The sequence below is a fragment of the Lentzea sp. NPDC054927 genome (assembly GCF_053610285.1).
Genome location: NZ_JBSGXZ010000038.1, coordinates 58,650 through 85,075, shown reverse-complemented (window position 1 = coordinate 85,075; position 26,426 = coordinate 58,650). Strand labels below are relative to the sequence as shown.

The following is a 26,426-nucleotide window of genomic DNA, read 5'->3' as shown; positions in this document are numbered from 1 at the left end:
TTCCTTGACAGGCGAGAGCCCGGCGATGGGAACGCGTCGCCAGGATGCGGTCACCACAGCCGCGCCGGCTCCTTTCGCAGCTCCTGCGTCACGTGACGCAGGTCCACCTTGTGCCGCACGCGTGCGGCACAAGGACTTCTGCGCGCCGTCGGGGACCTTCACCGTCACACTCCTCTGCCTTATGTATCGCCGTGCGCTCGGTCTCACCCGTTCGGCCTCATTGTCATTTGCTATCTGAGCAGGCAGACTCCCTGCCCGAGGGTGGGGTTCGCGTGTTGTCGGGGGACATGCGCGGATAGCGGGGGGCTTTTCTTGACACGCGTCGGGGTGACGCAGGGCTTGTTCCTGCGCGCGTTTTTGTCGTTGACAGTGGTATCCACGTTCATGGTTGTGCCGGCCAGTGCGGCCGAGCCGGTGTGCGTTGACGCGCAGCCAACCGTGGTGGCGGCAACCGAGATGGCGGCGCGCTGCAACCGCCGGGTGGAGATCGGCGATCGGCGTTCGGAGAACTCGCAGACGTTCGCCAAGCCCGACGGCGGCTACACGACCGAGAGTTCGGTGGAACCACGCTGGTCACGCCAGCCTGACGGTTCCTGGACCACCATCGACGTGGAGCTGCGGCCCACCGGCACCACAGTGACTCCGAAGGCCGCTGCGCTGCCGCTGGTGTTCTCCGGTGGTGGCGAGGGCCCGGCGGCGGTGCTGCGCGATGGGGATCGTGAGTTGTCGATCACCTGGCCGTTCGGTGCGCTGCCGAAGCCGACGCTGGCTGGTCCGAGCGCGACGTACGCCGAGGTGCTGCCGGGCGTCGATCTGCGGCTGACGGCGTCGGCTCGTGGTTTCTCCGAGTTGCTGATCGTGAAGAACCGGACGGCGGCTCAGAACTCCAAGCTGGCCAAGGTGAACTTCGGGTTCGCCACGAAGAACGTGATGGCGGCGTCCAATGGTGCGGGTGGTCTGGACGCCAAGGATGCGCAGGGCAACGTCATCTTCGCCTCTCCGACGCCGTTGATGTGGGAGTCCGCCGCGACGGTGCCGATGAAGGCGGCGGCCGATCCGAGGCCGCCGCGTCAGGTCACGATGCCTGTCTCGGTTGCCAACGGCGAGCTGACCGTCACGCCGGACGCGGCGATGATGGCTGACACGTCGACCCAGTTCCCGCTGTACATCGACCCGTCGTGGACGGGCCGCATCTACAACGGCCAGTGGGTGCTGGTCACGAACAAGACGAACATGGCCAATCAGGGTTTCTGGCAGGGCGGTTTCCTGCAGGAGGCCGACAAGAAGGGCGCGGTCGGCACCGGTCTGATCTGTGACTTCCCTGATTCGATGGGCAGGTGTGCGGCCGGTACGACCTACAACGTCCGGTCGTACTTCAAGATGGACACCAGTGTTGTCAAGGGAAAGCAGATCAACGGGGCATCGTTCCGGATCCAGCAGATGTGGGCCTCGCACTGCAACAGCGGTGGTTCCAACGCGATCGCACGGTGGACCAACGACATCGACGGCTCCACGACGTGGAACAACCAGCCGGGCTGGATGGGTGACGAGTGGGCGGCTTCGGTGCCCGCGAACCACAAGTACACCAACGAGCACAACTGCGCGGGCACCGGAGATGTCGAGTTCGACATCCGGGGAGTCGTCCAGGCCGCAGCGAACGACAACCGCGATGCCATCACTCTCGTGCTGCACGTCGGCGACGAGAACGACACGGCCCAGTGGAAGCGCTTCAACGCCGTCACGCCGGTTCTGTCGATCGACTACAACTCGCCGCCGGACGCGCCGGACAGTCTGACGTCCGACCTCAAGCCCTGCACCCTCACCTCGTTCGTTCCCACTGTGACGCCGACGCTGCGCGCTCGCGTCAACGACAAGGACGGCGATCCGTCACTGCAGGCCCGCTTTGAATGGGCACGGGTCCGCGAGAACGGCAGCTACACGCCGGTCGCCGAGGTGCGGGACACCTATCCGTGGGGCAGCAACACCACAGCCCAGACCACGATCCCGACACCGCCGAAGCTGGACGACGGCGTTCTCGATCGTTCGGAAACCCTTGTCGCGACGGGGGATTGGGACAACGACGGCCATCCGGACGTGCTGGCCCGCGACACCGCAGGGTTCCTCTACCTGTTTCCCGGCAACGGAAGGATTCTGCGCGCTCGGGCGCTGATCGGTGAGGGCTGGAACGGCTTCACCATCGCCGGAGTCGCGGACTGGGACAACGACGGCAAGAAGGACATCCTCGCCCGCAACGACTCGTCCGGTGAGCTGTACGTCTATCCCGGTGAAGGTACCCGTGCCGTGTCGACCCAGCCGCCTGTCAGGATCGGCTTCGGTTTCGGCGGCTACCTGCTGGCGGGCCTGGCCGACTTCGACAAGGACGGCAAGCAGGACCTGATCGCGAGGGACGGCAACGGCGAGCTGTGGCTGTACCCCGGTGAGGGCAAGCGGGCGCAGTCCGCCCAGGAGCGTGCCCGCATCGGCGTTGGCTTCGGCCCGTACACCTTCTACGGCATCATCGACCGCACCGGTGACGGCGCTCCGGACATCATCGCCGAGTACGACAACCGCATGTGGCTGTACCCAGGCAGCGGCAAGCGCTCGCCCTACACCGGCAGCCCAGGCCAGTACGAGATCGGTGTCGGCTGGTCCGGTGCCCGCGCCCTGATGACCCCGGACTTCAACGGGGACGGCGCTCCCGACATCGTCGCGCACCTGCCCGGCTGGACGAGCTGGCAGCTCTACCCCGGCGTGGTCGGCACCGGCTACGGCGGACAGCAGTGGCCGATGGCAGGCGTCGGCCTCACCGACGGCGGCAAGTACGTCTTCCGCGTCACCGCAGGCGACTGGCAGGTGTGGGGCTCGCCGTCAGGCTGGTGCGGATTCACCGTCGACACCACCGAGCCCGATGCCCCAACACTCACCTCGTCGGTGTACAGGACCTCGGGCTGCGCCCCGGACGGCTGCGGATCTCTCGGCATCGCGGACACGTTCACCTTCTCCAGCACCTCGACCGATGTCGTGAAGTATCGCTGGGGTTTCACGAACCCGCCGTCGACGATGGTGCGCGCCGGTGAGTCTGTGCGGTGGACGCCTCCGTCGTCCGGTTTGAAGAAGCTCTTCGTCGAGGCGGTTGATCACGCCGGATTGTCGAAGCGCAGCACGTTTGAGTTCACTGTGGCGGGGGCGAAGCCGGCGGAGGCGTATTGGTTCGGTGGTGATGATCCAGCGTTCGACGCCACCGGTAACGGCCATGACCTCGCACTGTCTGGTCTTGACACGGCTCGTGTTGGTCGAGCCGCTGGTGGTCAGGGCTCGGTGGGTTTCGATGGAAGCGTCGCCAACGGTGCGGCAACGGCGAAGGTGCTCGATACCGGTAAGGACTTCTCGGTCTCCGCGTGGGTTCGGCTCACCGATGACGCAGTGAACCGCACGGCGATGAGTCAGCAGGGCGCGACGACGTCCGCGTTCCGGCTCGGGTACGACGCCACAACGCACAAGTGGGCATTCGCGCTGGCGGCGAACGACGCCGTAAATGCCGCGCAGAACGTGGCCACGTCTGATGCTCCGGCTGTCGCGGGTGTGTGGACTCATCTGACTGGAACACGAGACAACCTCAGCGGAGAGGTTCGGTTGTACGTCGATGGCGCGTTGCAACGCACGACCTCAGCAGTGACGAACGGGTTCAACGCCGACGGCCAGGTGTGGATCGGCAAAGCGCTGCGCAACTCCGCTGCGGCCGAGGCGTGGCACGGTGACCTGGCAGAGATGCGCGTGTGGAACCGGACGATCACACCGCAAGAGGTCATGTCCATGGCTGACGCCATCGAGGCGAGCGGTGTAGGGGAGTGGCAGTTCAACGAGGAGACCGGTTCGACCGCTCGTGACACTTCGCAGTACGGCCGCCATCTCGCGCTCAACCTCGCCGGTGGCGCCAAATGGGGATCGGCCGTGGAGGGCGCTAGTGGTCTAGAGCTCAACGGCACCAACGGTTCCGCGAGCACGAGCGAGCCTGTGCTGAACACCGACCAGTCATTCTCGGTGGACGTGTGGGCCAAGCTCAACGGCACCGGCACTGCCCGGGCCGTCGTCGTTCAACGTGGACCGTCCGGAGTGGACTCCTTCACCTTGAGGTACGACGGCTCCCAGTGGAGCGCCGAGATGCCGAACGCGGCGGTGAACCCGTCGACGTGGTGGCGAGCCAAGAGCGATGCTGTGGCGAACAAGTGGACGCACCTCGTGGCCACTTACGACGCCAGCGCCCGCATCCTCAAACTGACAGTCGGTTACCAAGACAGTCCCGACATGCTGAAGAGCACAGTCACCGGCGTCGTCGGCTGGAACTCCACCGGTGTGCTGTCGGTAGGCCGCAGCAGCGCCGGCGAGTACTTCAACGGCAACATCGACGAACTGAAGGCGTTCCAGGGAGCGCTGGCCCCCAAGGCACTCGACCGGACACCCCGGGCCGGATCGTCGGTTTCCGGCGATGCTCGTGACGAGCTCATCTCAGTGGACGCGAATGGGGCTGTTCGCGCGTTCCTCAACGTCAACGACACCGTTCCCTACCCGCATGACCCGCAGGTGATCGGTTCGGGCTGGGCGCCCGAGCGCACCTGGTTCGCCGACATCGACGGTGACGGCAGGTCCGAGATCATCGGGATCGACCCGGACGGCACAATCAGAGCATTCAAGAACGTCAACGGCATGAACGGGTTCCCGTTCGGTGCTGCCACCGTCATCGGCTCGGCGCCCGGCGGGACCACCCGCATTCGCTTCGCCGACATCGACGGTGACGGCCGCTCGGACCGCGTAGCGATCGACGAGGACGGCAGGGTTCGGGTGTACCGCAACCTGTTCGGCATGAACGAGCGTGGCCAGTCGACTGCGTTCGCGACCACCCCGGTCATCGTCAAGGTCACCACCGACACCCCGGACCGCATTCGGTTCGCGGACATCGACGGTGATGGCAAAGCCGAGTTCATCACGGTGAATGCCGATAAGACCGTGTCGGCGTTCCGCAACCTCAGCGGCCTCGGCTACGGCTCCTACGACATCTCGCAGGAGATCGGGTCGGACTGGACGCCGGATCGCACCTGGTTCGCCGACATCAACGGCGACGGCAAAGCCGAGATCATCACCGTTCGCCTGGACGGAACTGTGTGGTCGTGGACCAACACCAACGGACTCACCGGATTCCCGTACACGGAGTCCAAGCAGGTGGGCTCCGGCTGGTTCGAGCCTGCCCGTGTCTTCTTCAGCTGACCAGTCCACCCTGCCCAGAACTGGAGTTGTGTCATGCCCACAGCCCGATCCAAGCGTGGACTGGTCGTCGCACTCGCCGCATCGCTCGCGTCGACTGTGCTCACCGCTTCGCCCACACCCGCGGCCCCGTACCGGCCGCCTGCACCGCAGAAGGAACGCGTGATCGCCGGTGAGAAAGCCGGCCTGCGCAAGAACGAGGACGTTCGAACTGGCACAGCTTTCACCGGCAGTGCGCCGGTCTGGCCGAAGGCATCCGCGGCCGAGATCGATCTCGGGGCGGTGGCAGCGAACAAGACCGCGAGGGTCGGAGACACCCCGGTGTCGGTGGCTGCCGCCGACGGCGCACAGGCAAGTGCGGCCAGGGGCAAGCCGAAGATCAGGATCGAGACGTTCGACCGGGAGAAGGCCCGCGCGTCGGGTGTCGACGGCCTTCTGTTCAAGGTCTCGGGTGGGTCCGCGAAGGTCGAAGTGAACTACTCGTCCTTCCGCTGGGCCTACGGTGGCGACTGGGCTTCCCGGCTGAGACTGGTCGAGTTACCTGAATGCGCCCTTCGCACACCGGACAAGCCGGAGTGCGCCGCGAAGGCTGTTCCGTCGCGTAATGACCTGGCCAAGGGCACAGTTACCGCTACCGAGGCGAGCTCGTTAAACGGTTCGCTCATGGCTCTGGCCGCAGGTACCTCCAGCGGATCGGGCAGCTTCAAGGCGACCAGCCTCTCCTCGTCGGCCACGTGGTCGGCCGGCTCGAACACCGGTGCGTTCACCTGGAACTACCCGCTGCGGATGCCGCCGTCGCTGGGAGGCCCGACGCCGTCGCTGGCGCTGGAGTACTCGTCGGCGAGTGTCGACGGTCGGATGGCGGCCTCGAACAATCAGCCGTCGTGGATTGGTGAGGGCTTCGAGCTTGGCGCGAACTTCATCGAACGCAAGTACGTCAGCTGTGCCGACGACATGGCCAACGGCGCACGCAACACCACCGAGACCGGCGACCTGTGCTGGCGCAACGAGAACGCCACCCTGTCAATGGAGGGCCACGCGGGGGAGCTGATCAAGGAACCTGCGCCGTCGAAGCGATGGCGCCTACGCAATGACGACGGCACCCGCGTCGAGTTCCGCGACGGGGCCGAGGGCATCGACAATGGCGCGCGTAACGGCGCGCACTGGATCGTCACAACTCCTGACGGCGCTCAACGCTGGTTCGGGCGCAGCCGCCAGTCCGTGCTCAATGTTCAGGTCGCGGGCAATCACGCCGGTGAACCGTGCGAGGCGGCCGCGTTCAAGGACTCGTTCTGTTCGCAGCCATACCGCTGGAACCTCGAGTATGTCGTTGACCTGCACGGCAACACCATGAGCTACAGCTACGACAAGGAGACCAACAAGTACGCCCGCAACAACACCACGACCGATCCCGTCGAGTACGACAGGGCGTCAGTGCTGCGGCAGATCGACTACGGTACCCGCAGCGACCGGTCCGAAACCGCGCCGATGCAGGTCGTGTTCGAGCCGGCAGACCGCTGCCTGGCTGACTGTGGCACGAAGGACGCCGTGCACTGGCCGGACGTGCCGTGGGACCGTGCGTGCGATGCAAGTCCTTGCCTCACCGGCTCCCCGACGTTCTGGTCGACCAAACGACTCGCCTCAGTGACCACGAAGGTCGGTGGCAACCCGGTTGAGAAGTGGACACTAGGTCACTCGTTCCCCGACCCCGGCGATGGCACACGGGCAGGTCTGTGGCTGGACAAGATCTCGCGCGTCGGTCTGGTCGGCCAGCAGACCGCCGTGCCGGACATCCGGTTCCAGGGCGAACAGCGCAGCAACCGCGTCGACACCCATTCTGATCAGCACGCGGCGATGAAGTGGTGGCGTCTCAAGACCATCTACACCGAGACCGGCGGCCAGATCGACATCACCTACTCCGGCGCGGACTGCCTGCCAGGTGCGCGGATGCCTGATGAGAAAGCGTTGCAGAACAACACTCTGCGCTGCTATCCGGTCCGCTGGAAGCCAGAAGGCAACAAGGACTCGATCTGGGACTACTTCCACAAGTACGTCGTGAACAGCGTGACCGAGTCCGACCTCACCGGAGGCTCGACGCGCGTGGTCACCAGCTACGAGTACGTCGGCAACGCGGCGTGGCACTACACCGACGACGACGGCCTGATCAAGGCCGAGGACAAGACGTGGTCGGTGTGGCGCGGATATGGGACCGTCAAGACGCGCAAGGGTGAGTCCGGCGAGCAAACGCTGACCGAGAAGCGCTACTTCCGCGGCATGCACGGCGACAAGCTTCCGTCCGGCACCCGCACTGTGCCAATGCCGGCCATCGCCGTGGGCAACATCCCCGAGACGAACGACGAGGATGCCTTCGCGGGAACGGTGCGCGAAGAGATCGTCTACAACGGACCAACCGGTGCTGAGGTCTCCGCAACCGTCACCGTGCCCTGGCAGTCGGAACCGACGGCAAGTCGCACGATCGGTGACGTCACCACCTACGCTCGCTACACCTCGACCGCGAGCAAGCATTCACGCATCGCGCTCGACAGTGGACGCGGATTCCGCACAACCAGTGTGGTAACCGAATTCGACCAGACCTACGGAACTGAGACGCAAACAGAGGATCGTGGCGACGATGCAGTAGCTGGCGACGAGAAGTGCAGGTTGACCGACTACGCGCGCAACACGTCGGCCTGGCTGATCGGCACGGTCTCGCGCAAACGCGAGTTTCTCGTCAACTGCGCGAAAGCGAAGGCCGGAGTGGGCCTGCAGGACGCGCACATCGCAGGAGACACCAGGACTTACTACGACGGCCAGGGCCACGGCGTCGCTCCGACCAAGAGCGACGTCACCAGGACCGAGAGCCTCAAGTCGTACGTCAACGGCGCAGCGGCTCACCTTGCCGAGACAGTGACCGAGTACGACGTCTACGGCCGGGTCACCAAGTTGACTGACCCCAGGGAAACGACGACCACGGCGTACACCCCCGCCGCTGGTGGGCCGGTCACGGAGACAGCCACGACCAACGCGTTGGGCTGGGTCACGAAGACGGTCCAGCAGCCGGCGTGGGGCACGCCTTCGTCCACCGTCGATGAGAATCAGCGAAAGACGTTGATCGAGTACGACGGCCTCGGCCGTACCACGGCGGTGTGGAAACCTCGCCTCAGCAACGACGGACGGCCTGCTGACAAGAAGTTTTCCTACCTGGAGCGAACGAACGGGCCTGCTGTTGTCGCGACGAGCGTCTGGATCGGTGGCCAATATGTCACGTCGCGCGAGCTGTTCGACGGATTGCTCCGGCCACGTCAGACACAGCGGCCCGACGCGACCGGAGACACGTCAAAGACGGTAGTCGCGGACACCTACTACGACTCGGCAGGCCGCGCAGTACGGTCAAACAACGCCTACGTGGCGAACGCGATGTCCGGTCCTGAGCTGTTCGTGCCGACGGATGCGGTTCCATCGGCGACGTTGACGACCTTTGACGGTGCCGGCCGCGAGATCGCCCAGGTGTTCAAGAAGCTGGTGCCGGTGGGCAGCCCTGGTGGTGAGGAGTTGTTCCGCACGACTACCTACCACGCGGGTGACCGTACAGACGTGACCCCACCGGCTGGCGGCGTCGTGACATCGACGCTGGTCGACGTACTCGGTCGCAAGTCCGAGCTTCGCCAGTACCACTCGGGTGTCGTCGCCGGCAGCGCGACAGGGTTCGACGCGACCAAGTACTCCTACGACCTCAAGGGTCAGCTGACCGAGGTCACTCACCCGTCAGGCAAGAAATGGCAGTACGCCTACGACGTACGTGGCAGACAGGTTCGCGCTGTCGACCCGGACAAGGGCGTGACCGAGTCGACGTACGACGACGCGGACCAGCTCGTGTCCACAAAGGATGGACGAGGCAAGAGTCTCGCCTACACATACGACGCGTTGGGACGAAAGACGAGCACGCGAGACGACTCGTCCACGCGCCCGGTGCGCGCGGAGTGGTTCTACGACGTGCTCGCCGACGGCACCAGGATCAATGGTGCGCTGGTGAAGTCGGTGAGGCATGGCGAACTCGGTGCCTACATCAAGGAACACACCGGCATGAGGCTGGACCAGCAGCCCACAGCAACCACCATCACGATCCCGGCGAACGAGACCGGCCTCGCCGGCACCTACAACTACGGCTACACCTACAACCCCGACGACCTGCCCTCCTCAACTGAAATCGCAGCGACCGGCGATCTCAAGAAGGAGACCCTGTTCTACGGCTACGACACGTTGGGGCAACCGACGACGCAGAAGACCGGCTACAGCACCCAGCTGAAGACCGACCTCATCACCAGCACCAGCTACACACCGTTCGGTGAGCTGCAGACCTACCAAATGCGCAACAGCACAAGCGGCACGGTTGATGTTCTGCGCGATTACGACGAGCACACCCGTCGGCTCAGCCAGATTCACACATCGAAGCAGACTGGGCCTTCGGATGTCGCCAACGTGCTGTACGGCTACGACTCCGCCGGCAACATCACCCGTGTAGCAGATTCGGTCAGCTCGGACACACAGTGTTTCGAGACCGACCACCTGCGGCGCTTGATCGAGGCGTGGACCCCGACCTCCGGCAACTGCGGAGAACCGCGTTCTGTCGAGGCGCTCGGTGGCCCGTCGAAGTACTGGCACACCTACAGCTACAACGTCGCAGGCGACCGGACCAAGCTGATCGAACACGGCACGAGCGCCGGCGATCGCATGACCCAGTACTTTCCGACGGCCGGTAAGCACAGCCTGGCCAGCACCGTAACCGCGGACACAGGGGGAACGAGGAAAGCTTCGTACACCTACGACGAGGTGGGCAACACGCTCACCCGTCCGTCCCCAGGTGGCGCCACACAGACGATGACATGGGATCTCGAAGGACGCGTGGCGACCACGGTCGACGAGTCCGGTGCGTCGTCGTACGTTTACGACGCCGACGGTCATCGCTTGATCAAGCGAGACCCGACTGGAAGAACGCTGTACCTGCCAGGCCAGGAGCTGCGCTACACGGCATCGTCCGGCGCGAAGACGTGTACTCGCTACTACACGCACGCGAGTCAGCCCATCGGCACGCGCACGTCGACCGGCATCACGTGGATGTCAGCGGACCAACAGGGCACGACGCAGATCACCATCAACGCTCTCAGCCAGAAGGTCAGCACCCGGCGCACCCTGCCGTTCGGCGAGGTCCGCGGCGGCGCAGGCACATGGCCTGCCTTCATGGACAAGGGACTCGTCGGCGGCACACTCGACAACACCGGCCTCACCCACATCGGCGCCCGAGAGTATGACACTGCGATCGGCCGGTTCATCTCGATCGACCCGATCATGGACACCGCCGATCCACAGCAATGGAACGGGTATGCCTACGCCAACAACAGTCCCGTCACCTTCAGTGACCCGACCGGTCTGCTCGCGATGGGCTGCATGGACGGCGGCGGCTGCAGCAGTACCCTGGGAACACCGAAGACAGATAACTCGGCGGCGCCGATAGAAGCTTCCGACGCTCCCGGCGGCGAATCGCCCCGGCAAAAGTTCACGAGGGAAAACTCGCCCAGAACAAACGATTCAAACCAACTTATCTCGATTTGGTCCTCGCGGTACATGAGCGCCCTCTATGGCTGGCAGTTCTGGGACAACGGGATGGGTGATGGCGAGTACGCGTGCTTCGGGCGCATGGCTTGCCAGATGGCGTGGATCCATCTGTCGAAGAACCCTGACGATATCAGTGGTGCGAAGGACATTGCCGCGAATTATTGCCGGGACAACTGGTCGGCCTGCGCGAAATCTCAATTCTGGGAGGAAACTGCTAACGACTTCTTGGGGATGGCTGCAGGCGGTGTGACCGGGGCTGCGGCAGCTGCTTCTCGAATTCGATCTGCCTGTGGTCCGCATAGCTTCACCGGTGACACCCCGGTTTTGATGGCAGACGGTACAACCAAACGCATCGACGAGATTGAGGTTGGTGACCACGTTCTCGCGACAGACCCGGAATCGGCTGAGTCGGGTGCGAGGGAGGTTATCGCGACGAAAGTTGGGGAGGGCATCAAAAACCTCGTCGAGATCGAGGTTGGCGGTGGCAAGATTATCGCGACGGGTCAGCATCCCTTCTGGCTGCCCTTGGAGAAGCGCTGGGCGTATGCCAAAGAGCTCGGTATCGGTTCGGTGGTGCAGACCTTGCCAGCCACTTGGGTGCATGTAACCGCGATCAAAAAGTGGATCGCGGTCAAACGGGTTCACAACCTCACTATTGACGGCATCCACACATACCATGTGGTGGCAGGCGACACGCCGGTATTGGTTCATAACTCATGTGGCGAGGTGCCATTCGGTCCGAGGATGAACTATGAGGCGAACCCAAAGCATTCCCAGGGAAAACTTGGTAGCCATATTGCCCCCGAGCCGACAAATCCGGGAGAGATGTTAGATCGGTCCATTATCTTCAATTCGAATAGCGGAAGGCGTGTCGCTTATGATTCCGACGCGGGAGAAATTGTCATTTTTGCACCTCATAGGCCAGGTACATACCACGGATATGTGTCCACCTGGGGGGACCTGCCGAAAGATGCGCAGAGTATACTAATCAAGCAAAAGTTATTTAAGTCGAATGGAAAGCCGCGGTGACCAAATTGGAAATCCCGGACATAAGGCCCGGCGACATCTACGAGGATTGCCAGTTTCATCCTGTTCTGTGTCTTGAAGTTTACGATGACGAGTCTATTGGTGGAGTTTCCCTGATTGACGGGTCAGGTCCGCGGAATTGCTCTCTTCGGCACTGTGGTGTTATCAAACTTGCACCGCAAGATGTTTTGGAAATTCGAAGGGACCTAGATGGGTATGTAGCTCGCAGGCAGGCTGAATTGTCGCAGTAGCTTATGTGCTCGAGCGAATTCTCCAGCTTGATCGGTGTGCTGACCGCTGGACTGGCTGATCATCGCGTCCCTCCCGCTGACTGTGTGAGTGGCCCGTGGTGAGCAGACCCGAGTCGGCAAGGCTGGCGATCGGTGCGGTTATGAGACCGACCCACGAGACGGCGGTGCGCAGTGGGCGGGGGTGGGGCGATCAAGGGGCTTCCTCCTGTGTGTGGGTTGGGCGTCGGGGTCATGGGGCGGCTGAGTCAGTCGCCAGCGCGGATGAAGTTCGGGTCGGCGATGGTCTGCACTGGCGCCTCAGTCAGATCCACATGTCGAAGCCGACTGGCCCCATTGTGTCGATCCTGCGCTGGGTTCGACCTGGCACGGTGATCGCGCTGTCGCCGCGCTGAGCGCGACGTCCAATGAGGTGTCCGCGTTAAGGGAGAGAGTTGGCGCTTGGCTGAGGATGACGACTTCAGGGGAACTCGATCTGCCGCTGGCGAGTCCGTTTCGGACTGAACGTGCTGGAGCGGAACTGGAGCGGGGTGAGGAGCGGAACGTCATCGAACGGCACTCAACGGCGCTGAACGGCGGCTAGTTGCGTTGAAGCTCTTGGTGTTCTGGCGTTTGTGCTGGCAGAAGTCCTTTGTGGACCAGGCCGGCAGTGTGAGGGTCAGGGCTCGAGTGCTCGGGGCTCTGAGAAGGAGTGGATCTTCGGCTCTGCAACCAACGGCGGTTGACGTACTTGAGCAATCGTCAAGTGCTCCGAACTGCGGCCAACGCACCTGTTTATGCAGTTCAGCGGCTCGTGAACCCCGTACTGGGGGTCAAGTGCGTTCAACTGCGCTGAACAGCATGTTCTGCGGCCGGTCGGCACCCCTCGTCGCGAATAGGTAGTTACCGGTCGTGGTCACCATCGTCGAAAGCCGCGAGGCCGTACGTCACGGCCAGGTCCTGGTCGGACGTGGCTAGCGCACGCATGCCGGAACGCCGTGCGACCATTTCACCTGCGCCGGACAAACCAGGCGCTAGGAACACATGGGGGAGCAAGTGAGAGCCGGGTTCGCGGCCGCCTTGACGGCGTTCATGCTCATGACCGTGGCTGCGTGTGGCACCGACGTGCCCGCCGGCCTCGCAGACAAGGTCAAGTCGGGTTGTCCTGACCTGCTGAAGCCCGAACCGCTCGCGGTCATCACCAAGGGTTTCGTGGTCTCGGAGGTGAATTCCGTGGAGACCAACGGCTGCCATGTTTTCGTCTCGACCGGACGCAAGGTGCTCAGCGTGGGGATTGTCGCCTACGCGAGCGCGGAGGAGTCGGAACGGCTGACACCGATGCTCTGCACCGGCGGCAAGCTTGAAGCCGAGACCAAGGCGTGCGCCGCCGGCACGGGCGACGGCGAGACGTACTCGCTGCATGCGGTTGCCGGGCGGTGGAACGTGCGGGTGTCGGTGTTCGAGGTTCCGGTGACCGACGAGGTGAAGGACGCCGTGCAGCAGATCGTCGAGGACCTCAGGAGCTCCGACAAGACCCGCGGCTAGACCAGCCTGTAAGTGAGCCTCCGACATGGACGCAAGCCGCATCGCGCGGCTCGGACACCAGGCTCACGCGTCCGGGTGTCATCGTGGGGAGGTTCTGGGTGCGGACGTGGCTGGTGCGGGCGGGTACGGCGGGGGAGCGCGAGCTGTGGGCGCTGAGTACAGGACACACCTGCGGTGGGTTCGGCGGGCGTGACCGACCTGAGCGGCGCCGTTACCCGTGACGCCGTGCTCGACGCGGTGCTGACCGCCAAAGCCGACGCCAAGGATGCTGGATTGATGGACGCCGTTCAGTTCTTTATGCTTGATAAACGTCTTGGTACTTGGGGCCGGTGTGAGGCGCATGCCTGAGGGCTTCGATCTTCGTGATCGACGATCATTTTCTTTGATTGACTACCGGCATGGCCATGGCTACGCACTTTTTCGGGGCTTCCCTGAAATTGATGCCGATCTTCCGGGTGGGGCACCTTTGCAAGTGTTGGATCTGCTCTTTGCCGGTATCGGCAGACTGTCCTGTTGGAAGGACGTCGGTGATATCCACCTCCGAGAAGCGACTGTTTCGCAGCGGACTGAACTGGAGGCCAGAATCGGCGGCTTTCGTGTTGGTCAGAGGGTGTTCCTGCTCAGGCCAGGCTCGGTCGAGGAGTATGTTGTCTCCTACGACCTTGAATGGGCAGAGTTTGAATTGCCTGGCGGTGCCCGGAGTCCGCTTGTCTCTGAGGATTCTGAATACCGAAAGGCGTATCCCCCCGCGAAAGGGGTGATCTACACGGCTTAGTGGGAATGTGGCTTACCTACGACGGTATGTCTGCAATCATGAGTGGGTCTTCAGAGTCGGGCGGGCAAAGGGCAGTTTCGGTCCGTCTCACTGAGATGATCCCAACGAGTGTCACGTCAGTGGTCAGCACTACGACACCGCCGGTCGACCGTCCACTCAGTACTCTCTTGACGCCAACGAATCGCTGTTGCGCATGTCGCGCAACTACTACGACCGCGCCGGCAATCTCGTGCAGGCCACCGACCCGTTCCAGCGGGCGACCACGTTCGCCTACGACGCGATGAGGCGCGTCACGAGTCAGGTCGAGCCGGTGGCCGACAACAAGACGATCAGCACCTCGTTCGGCTATGACGCGGCGGGCAACCGAACCCGCTTCACCGACGGCCGCGGCAACAAGACGATCTACACCGTCAACAGCCTAGGGCTCGGCGAGTCGACCATCGAGCCCTCGACGGCGGCGCACCCGCAGGCCGCGGATCGCACGTGGACTGTCGGCTATGACCTGGTCGGAAACCCCGACCGCGTTACGGCACCTGGCGGCGTCATCCGAACGCGGGCGTACGACCAGCTCAACCGTTTGACCGGCGAGACCGGCACAGGCGCCGAGGAATCGACAGACGCGCGTACCCTGCGCTACGACCTGGCCGGCCTCATGATCGAGTCGAGCGCTCCTGGCGGTACCAACGTCCTGACTTACAACGACCGCGGTGCGTTGCTCACGACGGACGGCCCGTCGGGCAAGTCGTCGTTCACCTACGACCTCAACGGCCGGATGGCCACCCGTAACGACGAGTCCGGCACCTCGCGGTACTCGTACCTGCAGGGCCGTGCCGCGACCGTGCAAGACTCCGTTTCCGGCGCCACGCAGACGTTCGGATACAACGAGGCCGGCCAGGTCAAAACTATCGGCTACGGCGCTGATCGCACCCGCTCGTTCACCTACGACGAGTACGGCCGTTTGAAGACCGACAAGCTGTCCGGCGCAGGCGGCACCACGGCCGCGTCCATCGACTACAGCTACGACCTCGCAGACCGGCTGACGTCGAAAACGACCGCCGGACTGGCGGGCTCCGGCACGAACAACTATGAGTACGACTACTCGAACCGCCTGACCGGGTGGACGTTCAACGGCGCCCGCACCGACTACGGCTGGGACGACGCGGGCAACCGCGTGCGTGCCGGCACGAAGACCGCCACCTACGACGAGCGCAACCGGCTTCAGGGAGACGGCGACTACACCTACAAGTGGTCGGCTCGTGGCACCTTGACCGCTCGTGTTTCGTCCGGGCTGGAAGAGAAGTACGGCTTCGACTCGTTCGACCGCGCGGTTCGCAACGGCGATACGCGGTTCGCCTACGACGGCCTCGACCGGCTGAGCGCGCGCAACGGCAAGAACTTCACCTACGCGGGCAACTCACTGGACCTCGTGTCCGACGGAGAGTCGCGCTTCAGCCGCGGAGCGGACGGCTCGCTGCTGGCGTTGGGCCAGGGCGACCAGAAGCGTCTGACGGTGAGCGACGGACACGGCGATCTCGTCGGTGGATTCGATCCGGCCGGCTCGCAGCAGTTGTTGACGGACAGTGCCGCGTTCGATCCGTTCGGGCAGGCGATGGCGTCGGCCGGTTCCAAGCGGCCGCTCGGGTTCCAGGGCGACTACACGGATCCTGTCAGCGGTGATGTTGACATGGGTGCTCGCTGGTATTCGCCGGGTACCGGCGGGTTCACCGCGCGCGACACCATCTCGCTGCCCACGGCACCGTCCGGCACGGCTAATCGGTACGTGTATGGGCTCGGTGCGCCGACGAACTACGACGACCCCGACGGTCACCTTCCTCGCCGTTGCACTGTCATCAAAGATCCAGGGTTCGGCCCACGTGTGACCTATTGCCCGCCCGCTGACTTCAGCGCGGGACCGGACCTTCCGTTGTGCGACAACGGGTGCGATCAACCTGACACGGGTTTTGGCAGCGGTGGCGTGTCAAACGACTCCTACGGTGGCGGTAACCCACCTTCGGGGCAGCCCGGTACGAATTCTGGCCGTGGCCAGAAGAGCAGCCGTCCCGGCCCGAGCCCGGAGCAGATCACGCAGGCGGCGAGAGACGCTGCCGCGAACGCTGCGCGCAACAACCCGCTGCCTCAGGTGGCTGAGGCGACGATACCGATCTTCAGCGGCCCTGCTGGTGACTCGATGAGTCCGCCCGTGTCGTCGTCGCCGGACGCACCCGCTCACCAGGTGTCGGACAACCAGGTCGCGGACCAGCAGGAGTCCATCAAGAGGGACGTCGACAAGGTCACCGGCGGCGAGCCCGTGATCAAGTCGGTCGGCGAGCCCAAGGAGGCGGGCTTCTGGGAGTGGGTCGAGTACAAGGTCAACAGCATCGACTGGGCCGAGGTCGGACACACGATCCTCGACGTGGTCGGCATGATCCCAGTGGTCGGCGAGATCGCAGACGGCATCAACGCAGTCTGGTACCTCGCCGAGGGTGACTACCTGAACGCGGCACTGTCGGCGGCGGCACTCGTGCCGTTCGCGGGCGCGGCGGCGACGGGTGCGAAGCTCATCGGCAAGGGATTGCAGAAGTACGGCGACGATGCCGCAGGCCTGGTCAGCAACTGCATACGCACCAACAGCTTCGCCGCCGGCACACCGGTGTTGATGGCAGACGGCTCCACAAAACCGATCGAGGACGTCCAACTCGGCGACGAGGTTCAAGCCACCGATCCGACAACAGGTGAGACAGGACCACGTGCGGTTACCGATCTGATCGTCGGCACCGGCGAAAAGGAACTGGTCCAGGTCACCCTCGACACTGATGGCACGTCGGGCGACGAGACCGACGCGGTGACGGCCACAGGTGGTCACCCATTCTGGGTCAGCGACAAGGGCGTCTGGCGCGACGCGAAGGACCTGGCGTCAGGTGATGACGTCCGCACGGAGGAAGGCTCGTCGCTCGAGGTGGTCGGCACTACCACCCGGACCGAGTACTTGACGGTCTACAACCTGACGGTTGACGGTCTGCACACGTACTATGCGCTCGCAGGCACCACGCCGGTTCTGGTCCACAATTGTGGTGGCGAAGGGCCACTGGACCGCTTGGCCCTCGGTATGCGTGACAGTAACCTCAAGGGATTCTCGAACAAGGTTGAGTCTAGGCATTTGCTTGGATCGCGAGAGGAAACGTGGCGTTCAGAGGTGACGGCTGCGATTGATCGACTGGGTCGAGGGGAGGGCGGCATCTCCTTCCTGCTTGACGGTCTTCCCGGCGCCGGCGGTGGGCCGGCCGGGGCGCTCGCGTCCGCACTAAAGGCGCACCCCAAAGCGCCTTCTCACACGCAGTGGGAACTGCTTCAAGTGAATGCTGCTGGGATGATGGATAAGGTTGACTTCTACCGTTGGAACGGGCGGATCGGGGACTGGGTGTTGGTGAAATGACTATCGAGGTCAAACGAGGATCTCTCCCCCTTGTCCTGAAGGGGAGGTTCAAGCCGTGGAGTGTCGACGCAGGTCACAGTAAGATTCTTCTGCGTGGTCTTCTTGCGGATTTTGAGAGTGAAGATCCGCCGCGAATCTTTGATGTCCTTTTTCAGGACGTATCGCGAATCGCGATCGCTGATCGTTACGAGGGCCTTCGTGTAAGTCTCGCGGAGAATGATGAGATGAGACTTGAGGAGCGTCGGGTCAAAGGGGAGTGGTCAGGCTCAAAAATGTTTCTCCTAAACGGCGAGCACGGTTGCGACTATATTGTTGCGGGATACCTATTCTGGGCGGAGGTGGCTGTTCATGCCGGCGCGCCAAGTCCTTTGATGGAAGAGTTTCCAGCTCCTGGGTCCATTGTTGGAAAGGCTTTCAAGGCAGGTTGAACCGCTGGGGCGACTGCGCAGTCCGCATCACAATGATCGATAAGCATGGTGTGCCGGACCTGTACTAGTTCGAGGCCGAGGTGGACGAGATTGAGGAGTGGCGCGCGGAGCACCATGGAGGCCGTGCCGACGTTGCCGTGTCTCACACTGTTTCATGTGGAGCGACACTGGAGGGGTATCAGGGGCGGAACGGCGCCCAACGGCACTCAATGGCGCTGAACGGAAGTCAACGGCTCTGGATTTCCTGGGGCAATTGGATTTCCGCAGGTCAGAGTCCTTTCTGGACCAAACTGGCAGTGTGAAGATCAGGGGCTCGAGTGCTCGGCGGCTCCGAGAAGGAGTGGATCTTCGGGCCTGCAACCAACGGCGGTTAACGTACGTGATCAATCGCCAACTGCGCCAAACTGTGCAGAACGTCGTGTTTTGCAGGTCAGGCGACTGTGAACCCGTGTCTGGGGGTCAAGGGGTCGCAGGTTCAAATCCTGTCGTCCCGACGGCCGTGAAAGGCGCTCTGATCGTGGCATAATGCCTGATCAGAGGGTCTTTTTCATTTCACCGATTCGATCATATTAGTGATCTTGCCGGGAACCATTTGGGCACCTGAGTGACTAAATGAGTGACAGCGGTCTAACTGGCCGGCGGGAAAATGTCGTTCAGCGTGATGGCCGCATGCTGCATCACGGGCACGATCTGGTGCCGGTACACCGTCTCCGTGACCGCCGTGCTGCTGTGTCCGACCAGGCGCGCGATGTCCTCGATCTTCACGCCGGACGTGGAGAGCACCGACACGAAGCTGTGTCGCATCTTCCGCGGCGTCCACTCCTTGGCGTTCAGTCCAGCAGCCTTGACTCCTTGGCTGGCGCGGCGACCGCAGTGGGAACCGATGCGTTGGTAGGTGCCGCGATGGGCGGCGTTGTGGGCGCGGGCGGTGGAGCGTTGCAGGCGATTCGCAGTCGATCATCGTCAGCCGCCAGCCCTGTCGGCGAGACGCCGTCGGTAGGCAAGCCATCGCCAAGGGAGCGGAGTTCCTCCTCGGCCGACTGTCACAGCTTCACGGCGACCACCCCGGTGCTGATGGCGGACGGTGTGGCGAAACACATCGACCAGGTACAGGTGGGTGATCTCGTCGCCAATGCGATGCCTGGTGAGAGTGAGGTGAGTACCGACCGAGTGGTACGAACGATCGTCACCACCGCGGACCGCGAGTTCGTCGACGTCACAGTGCGTGCCGACGACGGAGCTCCATCACGGCCACGATCACCACCACCAATACCCACCCATTCCATAACATCACCAAAAACGCGTTCGTCGAGGCGATCGACCTTCGGGTCGGTGACCAACTGCAAACCGTCGCTGGTGGCACGGCAACTGTTGTCTCGATCCGGCCCTATAACGATGATCACGAAGTACAGCGGCCCTGCGATCAGGATGGACAAGCCGGATCATCGCCAGCTGTACTCGACTGGCAGCGCGGCGGAGTCGCGCGCATGGACCGCCATGCAACGTGAACTCGTCAATTCAGGCCGGGCGCTCATGAACGTCGGCTTGGCGCGGTCCCCGTACAAGTAAAACAATGCTATAGGTGAAATGATCGGATTACTCGCACAGAATCCTCATTACCAGAAGCTGCGCAAGGTGCCCAGCCAAGTGCACGTCCAGTTGACGCTATGGTGAGCAAGTCGATTGCTGTCCGACCTGAGGAGTGCAGTGGACCTGATTCTCGATCCGCCGCACAGCGGAGGCTCTGTTCGGATCGGTATGCCCTTCGACGAGGCGATCCAGGTGGTACAGGCCATCGAAGGCTTCCAGCTGCAGGCCCCCGCCGGTGGCTACACCTCGCCAGGCTTCGCGCATTTCGACTCCGGGATGTCGATCTCACTCGGACCGGATCGAAACGGTGCTGTGAAGGCAGTGGAGGTGTACCGGCCCGATCGGGACGTCGATGTCACGTACCGCGACATCGACGTCTTTTCTCGGCCTGCTGATGAGGTGATTCGCTTGCTGGCGGAGATCGCCGACGTAAGAGTCGAGGACGACGGGCTGTTGGTCGTGGCTCCCGACCTGCTCCTCTCGCTGTCTCGGGACATGTTGCCCGAAGATGAGGACGACGAGGATGGGCGCTACTTCGGAGCCGTCCTTGTCGCTGCGCCTGGCTACTACGATTGACGGTCATAGCTTGGTGACTCAACCGGACAACCGACGAAGGCGGCGGCATGGGGCGGCGTTGCAACATGAGTGATCAGCTGGCCTGGACCAAGAGTTTGACAGAGCACTCGGCGGGGTGAGCAGACTCATCCCCGATGGTGGCGAGCCGCAGGCCTAGGTTCGAAACCAGGAGCGTCGCGCGACGCGCCGGTCGGTTCTCAAGTTTGGTGCCGGTGTGTTGTTGGGTTCGGGTCGTGGTTCTGCGGCCAGATCATGCACGATAAACGTCTTGGTACTTGGGGGCGGTGTAAGGCGCATGCCTGAGGGTTTCGACCTTCGTGATCGACGATCATTTTCTTTGATTGACTATCGACATGGTCATGGATATGCAATTTTTCGGGGTTTCCCTGAAATCGATGACGATCTTCCTGGCGGAGCCCCATTGTGTGTGTTGGACCTGCTTTTTGCCGGTATCGTCAGATTGTCATGCTGGAAGGACGTAGGTGAGATCCACCTCCGAGAAGCGACTGTTGCGCAGCGGGCTGAGCTGGAGGCCAGAACCGGCGGGTTTCGTGTTGGTCAGAGGATGTTCCTGCTCAAGTCGGACTCGGTTGAGGAGTATGTTGTCTCCTACGGCCTTAATCGGGCGGAGTTTGAATTGCCTGGCGGTGCTCAGAGTCCACTTGTCTCTGAGGATTCCGAATACCGAAAGGCGTACCCTCCGGCGGAGGGAATGATATACACTGCTTAGCGGGAATGCGGCTTACCTGCGACGGTATGTGTGCAATCATTAGTGGGTCTTCGAAGTTGATCGGCCAAGGTTAGTTTCGGTCCGGCTCTGACGGCGGCGTGCTGGGCCTCCAGCTAGGCCGCGGCGAGAAGGTGGCAGGGTGATGGGGCCTCGTACATGCCGGAAATGGCAAGACGACGGCGCGGCAAAGGAGCTTCGAATGGCCGTCGTGAGCATGGAAGTGGCTGAGCGACTGAGGAGCGGCACCTTCGCCGAGCTTGCTGTGTTCACGGCGAGCTGTGCCGAGCGCATGGCTCAGCTCTTCACCGGGTTGCGCGGAGACGACACAGAGCGTGCGGCCGACATCGCTACGTTCCTGACGATCTTGGATGAGCTCTGGGACGCGGATCTGCCAGCTACCGGGTTCCTGTCGCGTGTGAGGGAACTCGAGGGGTTCGACGAGTTAGACAGGACGGCAGACGAGGAGCCACTGTCCGAGATCGATGACATCTACTCCTTCAACTCGGTGCTCTGCACGCGCTATGCAGCTCTGTATCGCGCCACTCAAGACCCTGGGGAGGTGGTGCGGTGTGCTCACGTGAGTCTGTCTGCGCTCTGGCAGCTGGATCGCAACATCTCCCAGCCAGGGCACTTCGAATCAGAGCACGAGTATCAGCAGCGTGTTGTACTCGGCGACTTCACATCGCTGTCGGAGATGCGAGCGATTGATCGATTGGTTGCCCGCGAGCGTCTTCTCGTTGTGCGATCGCGACTCTGAGATGGGCGTTGCTGTCCGACTGCATCCGGCGCAGCGCGCTGTCTTCCTTGGTTCTCACACTGAACGCGCTGGAGTGAACCTGGAGCAGCACCAACGGCGGAACGGCATCGGACTGTCGGGTCCGACTGTCTGTGCAGGTAGAGGTCCCTCGTGGACCAAAACTGGCAGTCTGAGGATCAGAGGCTCAAGTTCTCTGCGGCTCCGAGAAGGAGTGGATCTTCGGGTCTGTGAACAAGCGCGGTTAACCTACTTGATCAGTCGCCAACTGCGCCAAACCGTACGAAATGTCGTGTTGTGCAGGTCGGACGGTTGTGAACTGTATCTGGGGGTCAAGGGGCGCAGGTTCAAAGGCTGTCGTCCCGACGGCGAAGAGGGTCTTCGCAGCTCAGATGCTGTGTCTCGCTGGTGGGTGTCTTTGGACGCCTTTACTGGTCCTGTGCTCCGAGTAGTTGGGTCGTTGATCACCGAGCATCCGTCATCTTGCGTCGCCCGTGCGCTGCCTGCGGACTTCAGACGCGGGACTACCAGTGAGTCCTCATCGTCCTGTTGGGACGTTGCCTGTTGGCTGACCCCCGCGCGGCACGTAACCGTTGCTGCGAAGCCATTTGGCCGTGGCAGTGGTCGGATTGGCGGCGAGCGGCGCGGTAACCGGCGAACGAGGTGCCGGTAGGGATTACCGGCACCTCGACGTGATCACTGGCCGGTCAGAAGTGGAGCATCCACTGGAAGTCGGCCTGGGCGTTGCTCACGTGGACGTGTTTGCGGGTGCCGTAGGCGAGCGGGTTGTTCCAGTTGTATTCCTCGACGTCGAACGAGCCGTCGGAGTGGACCGCGTTGACGTAGGCGACGTGGCCGACCCGGTGAACGTCGTTGACGGCGATGGCGCCGACCTTCGGGGTTTTGTTGACGGTGACGCCTTCGCGGCGGGCGGCGTCGTCCCAGGTGCCGGCGTTGCCCCAGGTGGTTCCGCCGTAGGAGTTGCTGAAGCTGGGGACGCCGAGCCTGCTGGCGATCCGGTAGGCCGCGAAGGCGGTGCAGTTGTTCTGGGCGAACCCGCGGGGGCGGCCGTCGTAGTCGTTGGTGGGGCTTTGTGAACCGCCGCCGCCCCCGGTGAGGAACTTGTGGCTGGCGTTGTTGTTTTTCAGCGTGGCGTTGAGATTGCCGGCCGCGCCGGGTGCGAAGTCCTGACTCGCTCCGCCGTAGCCGCTGTTGAAGTAGACCCGCACCGTGTGGCTGGTGCGGTTGCGCACTGATGCCGCGTTGTTCTTCACGCACACGCCTTGGCCGGCGCCGGCGCCCTTGAATTCGTAGCAGGAGGGCTGAGTGGCGCCGAGATCGCTGATCGAGCCGGTGAAGTCGGAGATCGAGCCGGCCTGGTTGCTGTTGTAGTAGTAGCAGAACTCGCCGCTGTCGCAGTCCCCGTCCCGGCTCGCGGCGAACGCGGGTGAGGCGGTGGCTGCCATGAGGGGCGCGACCAGTGCCAGTGCTGCCCCGGCGGCGGCGAGCATCGTGCGTGCGATTTTCACGGGTTCCCCTTTTCGTGAAGTGTCGATGATCGTTGTGGCGTCTGGGTTTCTGGTCACTGCGTGCGCTGGTAGTCCTCCCACGTCCGGATCGGGATCCGGGGGCCGTCGTCGGGGCGGTGGTTGGCGAGGCCGTTGAAGCCGAGGTAGTAGTCACCGACCTGGTTCTGGGCCTGGGTGGCCTGGTCGGTGTCGTTGATCGCCACGGCGTGGATGTGCCACGGCCAGTCGCCCTGGGCCGGGCTGCGGACCCAGGCGGCGAAGCCGACCTGGCGCAGCGCGCGGGCGACGGCGGTGCGGGTGTCGGCGGACATGCCGTCGACCTTGATGTCCACTACGCCGCCGCCGTCGTGGGTGCCGGCGGAGGTCGGGTCGCCGCCGGGGTTGTAGGAGCCCTGCGACAGCACGAGACGACGCCCCAGCAGACGTTCGGTCTCAGCGAGCATTGCCTGGGTACGGGTGTTGACGACGTACCCGTCGCGCTGAACCTTCGAGCCTGGTTTGATCACGTGGGAGACGGTGAACCGGCTCTGCCCTAGCGTGGCCAGCGAACTCGCGCCGGGCAGCCCGTTCGCGGCCAGTCCGGTGTATCCGAGCGAACGCTGGTAGGCCGCGTACGCCTTGATGGTCGTGGTTCCGAAGTAGCCGTCGACCCACTGGGCGTCCAGCAGATTGCGTGCCTGGAGTGCCCGCTCGACGGCCAGCACGGAATCCTTGGCGCCCGGGGTCAGCGTGTTGTCGGCGCGCCGGGGATCGATCTGGGCGGCCAGGACGGTGGCTTCCATGTTGACGACGGGCAGCGCGGCGGCGGTTTCGGCCGGGGACGGCAGCGCTCGTGGGGCTTCGGCTGAAGCTTGCGTCGCGCTCAACGTCAGGCAGCCCAGGACAGCGAAGGTCGCCAGCGCCGTGAAGGCGCCCTGGGTCTTCATCTTTGTCTTCATTCGGTGTTTTGTTCCGTTCGGTCAAAGCCCGGCCTCGGTCCAGCGCGAGCGCAGTGCCTTTGGACAAGGCTCGGACACGGCGCTGACAAAGCTCTGACACCGCGGTGAGCGGACTCCTCGACCGGCTGCTCGTGGCGCAGACCTTGCTGCCGGCGGGGACGCGGCTGCTGATCGTCGAGGGATACCGGCCGCTGTGGTTGCGGCGGAGGTATTTCATTACCTGCGGCCCGTTGCGGGCCGCAGGTACGGAATGACCCAGCCGGCGATCGCCGTCGTGGGTTAGAAGGCGTCCTCGGTGAAGTCGCTCGGCATGTCGTCGTCGAAGTCGCCGCGTGACCGCCTGGTGCGTTGCTGGCCTGCCGCGACGATCTCGTCGAGGTTCTGGCCCTCCTTGATCGCCGTGTACGCGCGCTTCAGCGACGGCATGCTGGTTTGCATCGCGCGTTGCACATCGGGGTCGTTGACGGCCCTGCCGGAGGTGATGTCCTGCCAGGACATCGCGCCTGAGTCGACCTTGCGCTGCAGGTCTTTCAGTGCGTTCGGGGCGTCTTTCGACCGTGCGAACTTCTCGATCTCGGCGATGTCGGCGGGGGACAGGTCGGCGCCGCGGGTCTGAACTCTGGAGGCTTCAAGGGCGACCTTCTCGAGCTGTGAGCCCTTGGCGTCGAGATCTTGTTGCCACGCTTGCAGCTGCTGGCGGGCGCTGTCGTAGGGGAACGTCATTCCGCACCGCCTGAACTCGAAGAAGTGCTTTCCGCCCAGCGCTCTTCCTGCTGTGCGTCCTTGTACTTGCTGCGCGCCTTGTAGCCGCTCTTGGCCATGCCCCACGCGCCGCTGCCCACGGCTGCTGTGCCGTCGCCCAGCTTTTCGGTGCCGTCCTGCCAGGTGTCGACCACGTCGAAGAAGTCGTTGACGTCTCGGACGTCGGGGATTCTGGCCAGTGCGGTGCCCATCAGCTTGATGCCGTTGATCATGCTTTTGACGCCCTCGATGAGCGTTTGCATGGACTGGATGAGTTTGCGCACCTGGTCGACGATGTTGACCACGTCGTAGACCATCCACACGGCGCGGCCCCAGCCGACCAGCGGGATCCACGCGGTCATCGCGGCCTTCATGAGCTTGTCGCAGATCTTGTCGAGCAGGGTGAGCGCCAGCTTTGCGGCTGATCGGCAGGAGCTCGCCATGTTCTTGAAGCGGTCGCCGATGAACTTCGCGACCTGCGAGTCCCACTCGATGGCCGTGGTCCAGGTGCGGCGCATGCGGTTCTCGAAGCTTTGCGCGGCGCCGCCGTTCCAGCTGGGCGCGAGTTCCTCGATGCCGTTGTTGACGTTGTGGCGCACGTTGTCGAGCGCTTTGGCGACTCGGTCCCAGGCGGCGGCGTTGGCGTCGATCTTCTCGAAGTCGCCTGCCAGCGGCATGATCAGGTCGCGCACCAGGTCATCGCCGGTGACCTGTTGGTAGATCCAGTTGACGCCTTGGATCTTCCAGCCGGCGGCCTCGATCAGCTCCTTGACGGTCTGCCGGCCCGGGCGGTCGTCGGGGGTGGCGCGCAGGGCGACATTCGGATCTTCGATGTCCTGGTAGCCGTTGCAGACTCCGCCGGTCATTCGCCGACCCCCAGGAAACGCTCCAGCCAGGACGGGGGCTCGGACTTGCCGCCCGCGGTGTCGATCAGGCAGACCGCGACCTCGTCCGCCTTTTCGTAGGCGTGGGCCGACTTGACCAACGACTCGGCGTCCTGGCTCATCTTCTTGTTGGCGGCGTCCAGCGTCTCGCCGTAGAGCTGCGCGACCCCGATCACGACGGAGTCGAGCAGCGACAGCAGCCCGGTGAACCCGGACGTGTCCCCACCCTTGACGATCGCGTGCTCCCGGATCGTCATGAAGTGCTCGGCTTGACGTTCGAGCAGGCCGCTGTAGCCGCGCAGTTCATCTGGCACGACGTGGAACATCTCTCCCATGACGGTCAGACGTCTGGGCGCAATGTGCGGTTCAGTCGCATTC

16 protein-coding genes are annotated in these 26,426 nt (G+C 63.4%); 10 read left to right on the top strand and 6 right to left on the bottom strand.

The features are described 5' to 3' along the window. Nucleotides 1–390: 390 nt before the first annotated feature. From ACWGE0_RS35400 to ACWGE0_RS35370, 7 genes are all read left to right on the top strand, one after another. Nucleotides 391–5,262 carry a LamG-like jellyroll fold domain-containing protein gene (locus tag ACWGE0_RS35400; RefSeq protein ID WP_452265245.1) on the top strand — a complete coding sequence of 1,624 codons (4,872 nt, stop codon included), beginning with the start codon at nucleotides 391–393 and terminating at the stop codon, nucleotides 5,260–5,262. Nucleotides 5,263–5,421: 159 nt separating this feature from the next. Next, the gene (locus tag ACWGE0_RS35395; RefSeq protein ID WP_452265244.1) at nucleotides 5,422–11,901 is read left to right on the top strand and encodes an RHS repeat-associated core domain-containing protein; all 6,480 of its coding nucleotides are present in this window, start codon (nucleotides 5,422–5,424) and stop codon (nucleotides 11,899–11,901) included. Between the two features lie 1,280 nt (nucleotides 11,902–13,181). Further along, the gene (locus ACWGE0_RS35390; protein WP_452265243.1) at nucleotides 13,182–13,670 is read left to right on the top strand and encodes a hypothetical protein; all 489 of its coding nucleotides are present in this window, start codon (nucleotides 13,182–13,184) and stop codon (nucleotides 13,668–13,670) included. A gap of 189 nt (nucleotides 13,671–13,859) precedes the next feature. After that, nucleotides 13,860–14,018, top strand: a complete 159-nt coding sequence (locus tag ACWGE0_RS35385) for a hypothetical protein (protein WP_452265242.1) — start codon at nucleotides 13,860–13,862, stop codon at nucleotides 14,016–14,018. Then, nucleotides 14,011–14,445, top strand: coding sequence for a hypothetical protein (locus ACWGE0_RS35380; RefSeq protein ID WP_452265241.1), 435 nt, complete (start codon nucleotides 14,011–14,013; stop codon nucleotides 14,443–14,445). The genes ACWGE0_RS35385 and ACWGE0_RS35380 overlap by 8 nt, the downstream gene beginning before the upstream one ends. A 193-nt stretch (nucleotides 14,446–14,638) precedes the next feature. Then, the gene (locus ACWGE0_RS35375) at nucleotides 14,639–17,878 is read left to right on the top strand and encodes a polymorphic toxin-type HINT domain-containing protein (RefSeq protein ID WP_452265240.1); all 3,240 of its coding nucleotides are present in this window, start codon (nucleotides 14,639–14,641) and stop codon (nucleotides 17,876–17,878) included. Then, a complete protein-coding gene (locus ACWGE0_RS35370) occupies nucleotides 17,875–18,306 on the top strand; it encodes a hypothetical protein (protein WP_452265239.1) in 432 nt (143 codons plus the stop codon). Before ACWGE0_RS35375 ends, ACWGE0_RS35370 begins: the two co-directional genes overlap by 4 nt. A 627-nt stretch (nucleotides 18,307–18,933) precedes the next feature. On the opposite strand, the gene ACWGE0_RS35365 is transcribed toward ACWGE0_RS35370, so the two are convergent. Next, nucleotides 18,934–19,191: a tyrosine-type recombinase/integrase gene (locus ACWGE0_RS35365; protein WP_452265255.1), complete on the bottom strand. Its 258-nt coding sequence runs from the start codon at nucleotides 19,189–19,191 to the stop codon at nucleotides 18,934–18,936. A gap of 18 nt (nucleotides 19,192–19,209) precedes the next feature. On the opposite strand from ACWGE0_RS35365, the gene ACWGE0_RS35360 reads away from it, so the two are divergent. From ACWGE0_RS35360 to ACWGE0_RS35350, 3 genes are all read left to right on the top strand, one after another. Then, nucleotides 19,210–19,875 carry a hypothetical protein gene (locus tag ACWGE0_RS35360; RefSeq protein WP_452265238.1) on the top strand — a complete coding sequence of 222 codons (666 nt, stop codon included), beginning with the start codon at nucleotides 19,210–19,212 and terminating at the stop codon, nucleotides 19,873–19,875. Between the two features lie 138 nt (nucleotides 19,876–20,013). Next, on the top strand, nucleotides 20,014–20,472 hold the full coding sequence (locus tag ACWGE0_RS35355) for a hypothetical protein (RefSeq protein WP_452265237.1): 459 nt from the start codon (nucleotides 20,014–20,016) through the stop codon (nucleotides 20,470–20,472). A 929-nt stretch (nucleotides 20,473–21,401) separates the two neighbouring features. Beyond that, a complete protein-coding gene (locus ACWGE0_RS35350; protein WP_452265236.1) occupies nucleotides 21,402–21,959 on the top strand; it encodes a hypothetical protein in 558 nt (185 codons plus the stop codon). A gap of 704 nt (nucleotides 21,960–22,663) precedes the next feature. Here ACWGE0_RS35350 and ACWGE0_RS35345 read toward each other — a convergent pair. From ACWGE0_RS35345 to ACWGE0_RS35325, 5 genes are all read right to left on the bottom strand, one after another. Then, nucleotides 22,664–23,485, bottom strand: a complete 822-nt coding sequence (locus tag ACWGE0_RS35345; RefSeq protein WP_452265235.1) for a CHAP domain-containing protein — start codon at nucleotides 23,483–23,485, stop codon at nucleotides 22,664–22,666. A gap of 53 nt (nucleotides 23,486–23,538) precedes the next feature. Beyond that, on the bottom strand, nucleotides 23,539–24,423 hold the full coding sequence (locus ACWGE0_RS35340; RefSeq protein ID WP_452265234.1) for a peptidoglycan-binding domain-containing protein: 885 nt from the start codon (nucleotides 24,421–24,423) through the stop codon (nucleotides 23,539–23,541). Nucleotides 24,424–24,702: 279 nt separating this feature from the next. Continuing rightward, nucleotides 24,703–25,146: a hypothetical protein gene (locus ACWGE0_RS35335; RefSeq protein ID WP_452265233.1), complete on the bottom strand. Its 444-nt coding sequence runs from the start codon at nucleotides 25,144–25,146 to the stop codon at nucleotides 24,703–24,705. Next, complete coding sequence (locus ACWGE0_RS35330) at nucleotides 25,143–26,030, bottom strand: WXG100 family type VII secretion target (RefSeq protein WP_452265232.1); 888 nt, start codon at nucleotides 26,028–26,030, stop codon at nucleotides 25,143–25,145. The genes ACWGE0_RS35335 and ACWGE0_RS35330 overlap by 4 nt, the downstream gene beginning before the upstream one ends. After that, nucleotides 26,027–26,362: a hypothetical protein gene (locus tag ACWGE0_RS35325; RefSeq protein WP_452265231.1), complete on the bottom strand. Its 336-nt coding sequence runs from the start codon at nucleotides 26,360–26,362 to the stop codon at nucleotides 26,027–26,029. The genes ACWGE0_RS35330 and ACWGE0_RS35325 overlap by 4 nt, the downstream gene beginning before the upstream one ends. Nucleotides 26,363–26,426: the final 64 nt, after the last annotated feature.

What these genes read in the sequence shown, in the direction of transcription:
- ACWGE0_RS35380 (WP_452265241.1), top strand. Translation starts at nt 14,011, where the DNA reads ATGCCTGAGGGCTTCGATCTTCGTGATCGACGATCATTTTCTTTGATT.
- ACWGE0_RS35375 (WP_452265240.1), top strand. Translation starts at nt 14,639, where the DNA reads ATGTCGCGCAACTACTACGACCGCGCCGGCAATCTCGTGCAGGCCACC.
- ACWGE0_RS35370 (WP_452265239.1), top strand. Translation starts at nt 17,875, where the DNA reads ATGACTATCGAGGTCAAACGAGGATCTCTCCCCCTTGTCCTGAAGGGG.
- ACWGE0_RS35360 (WP_452265238.1), top strand. Translation starts at nt 19,210, where the DNA reads ATGGGCGGCGTTGTGGGCGCGGGCGGTGGAGCGTTGCAGGCGATTCGC.
- ACWGE0_RS35350 (WP_452265236.1), top strand. Translation starts at nt 21,402, where the DNA reads ATGGCCGTCGTGAGCATGGAAGTGGCTGAGCGACTGAGGAGCGGCACC.
- ACWGE0_RS35340 (WP_452265234.1), bottom strand. Translation starts at nt 24,423, where the DNA reads ATGAAGACAAAGATGAAGACCCAGGGCGCCTTCACGGCGCTGGCGACC.
- ACWGE0_RS35335 (WP_452265233.1), bottom strand. Translation starts at nt 25,146, where the DNA reads ATGACGTTCCCCTACGACAGCGCCCGCCAGCAGCTGCAAGCGTGGCAA.
- ACWGE0_RS35330 (WP_452265232.1), bottom strand. Translation starts at nt 26,030, where the DNA reads ATGACCGGCGGAGTCTGCAACGGCTACCAGGACATCGAAGATCCGAAT.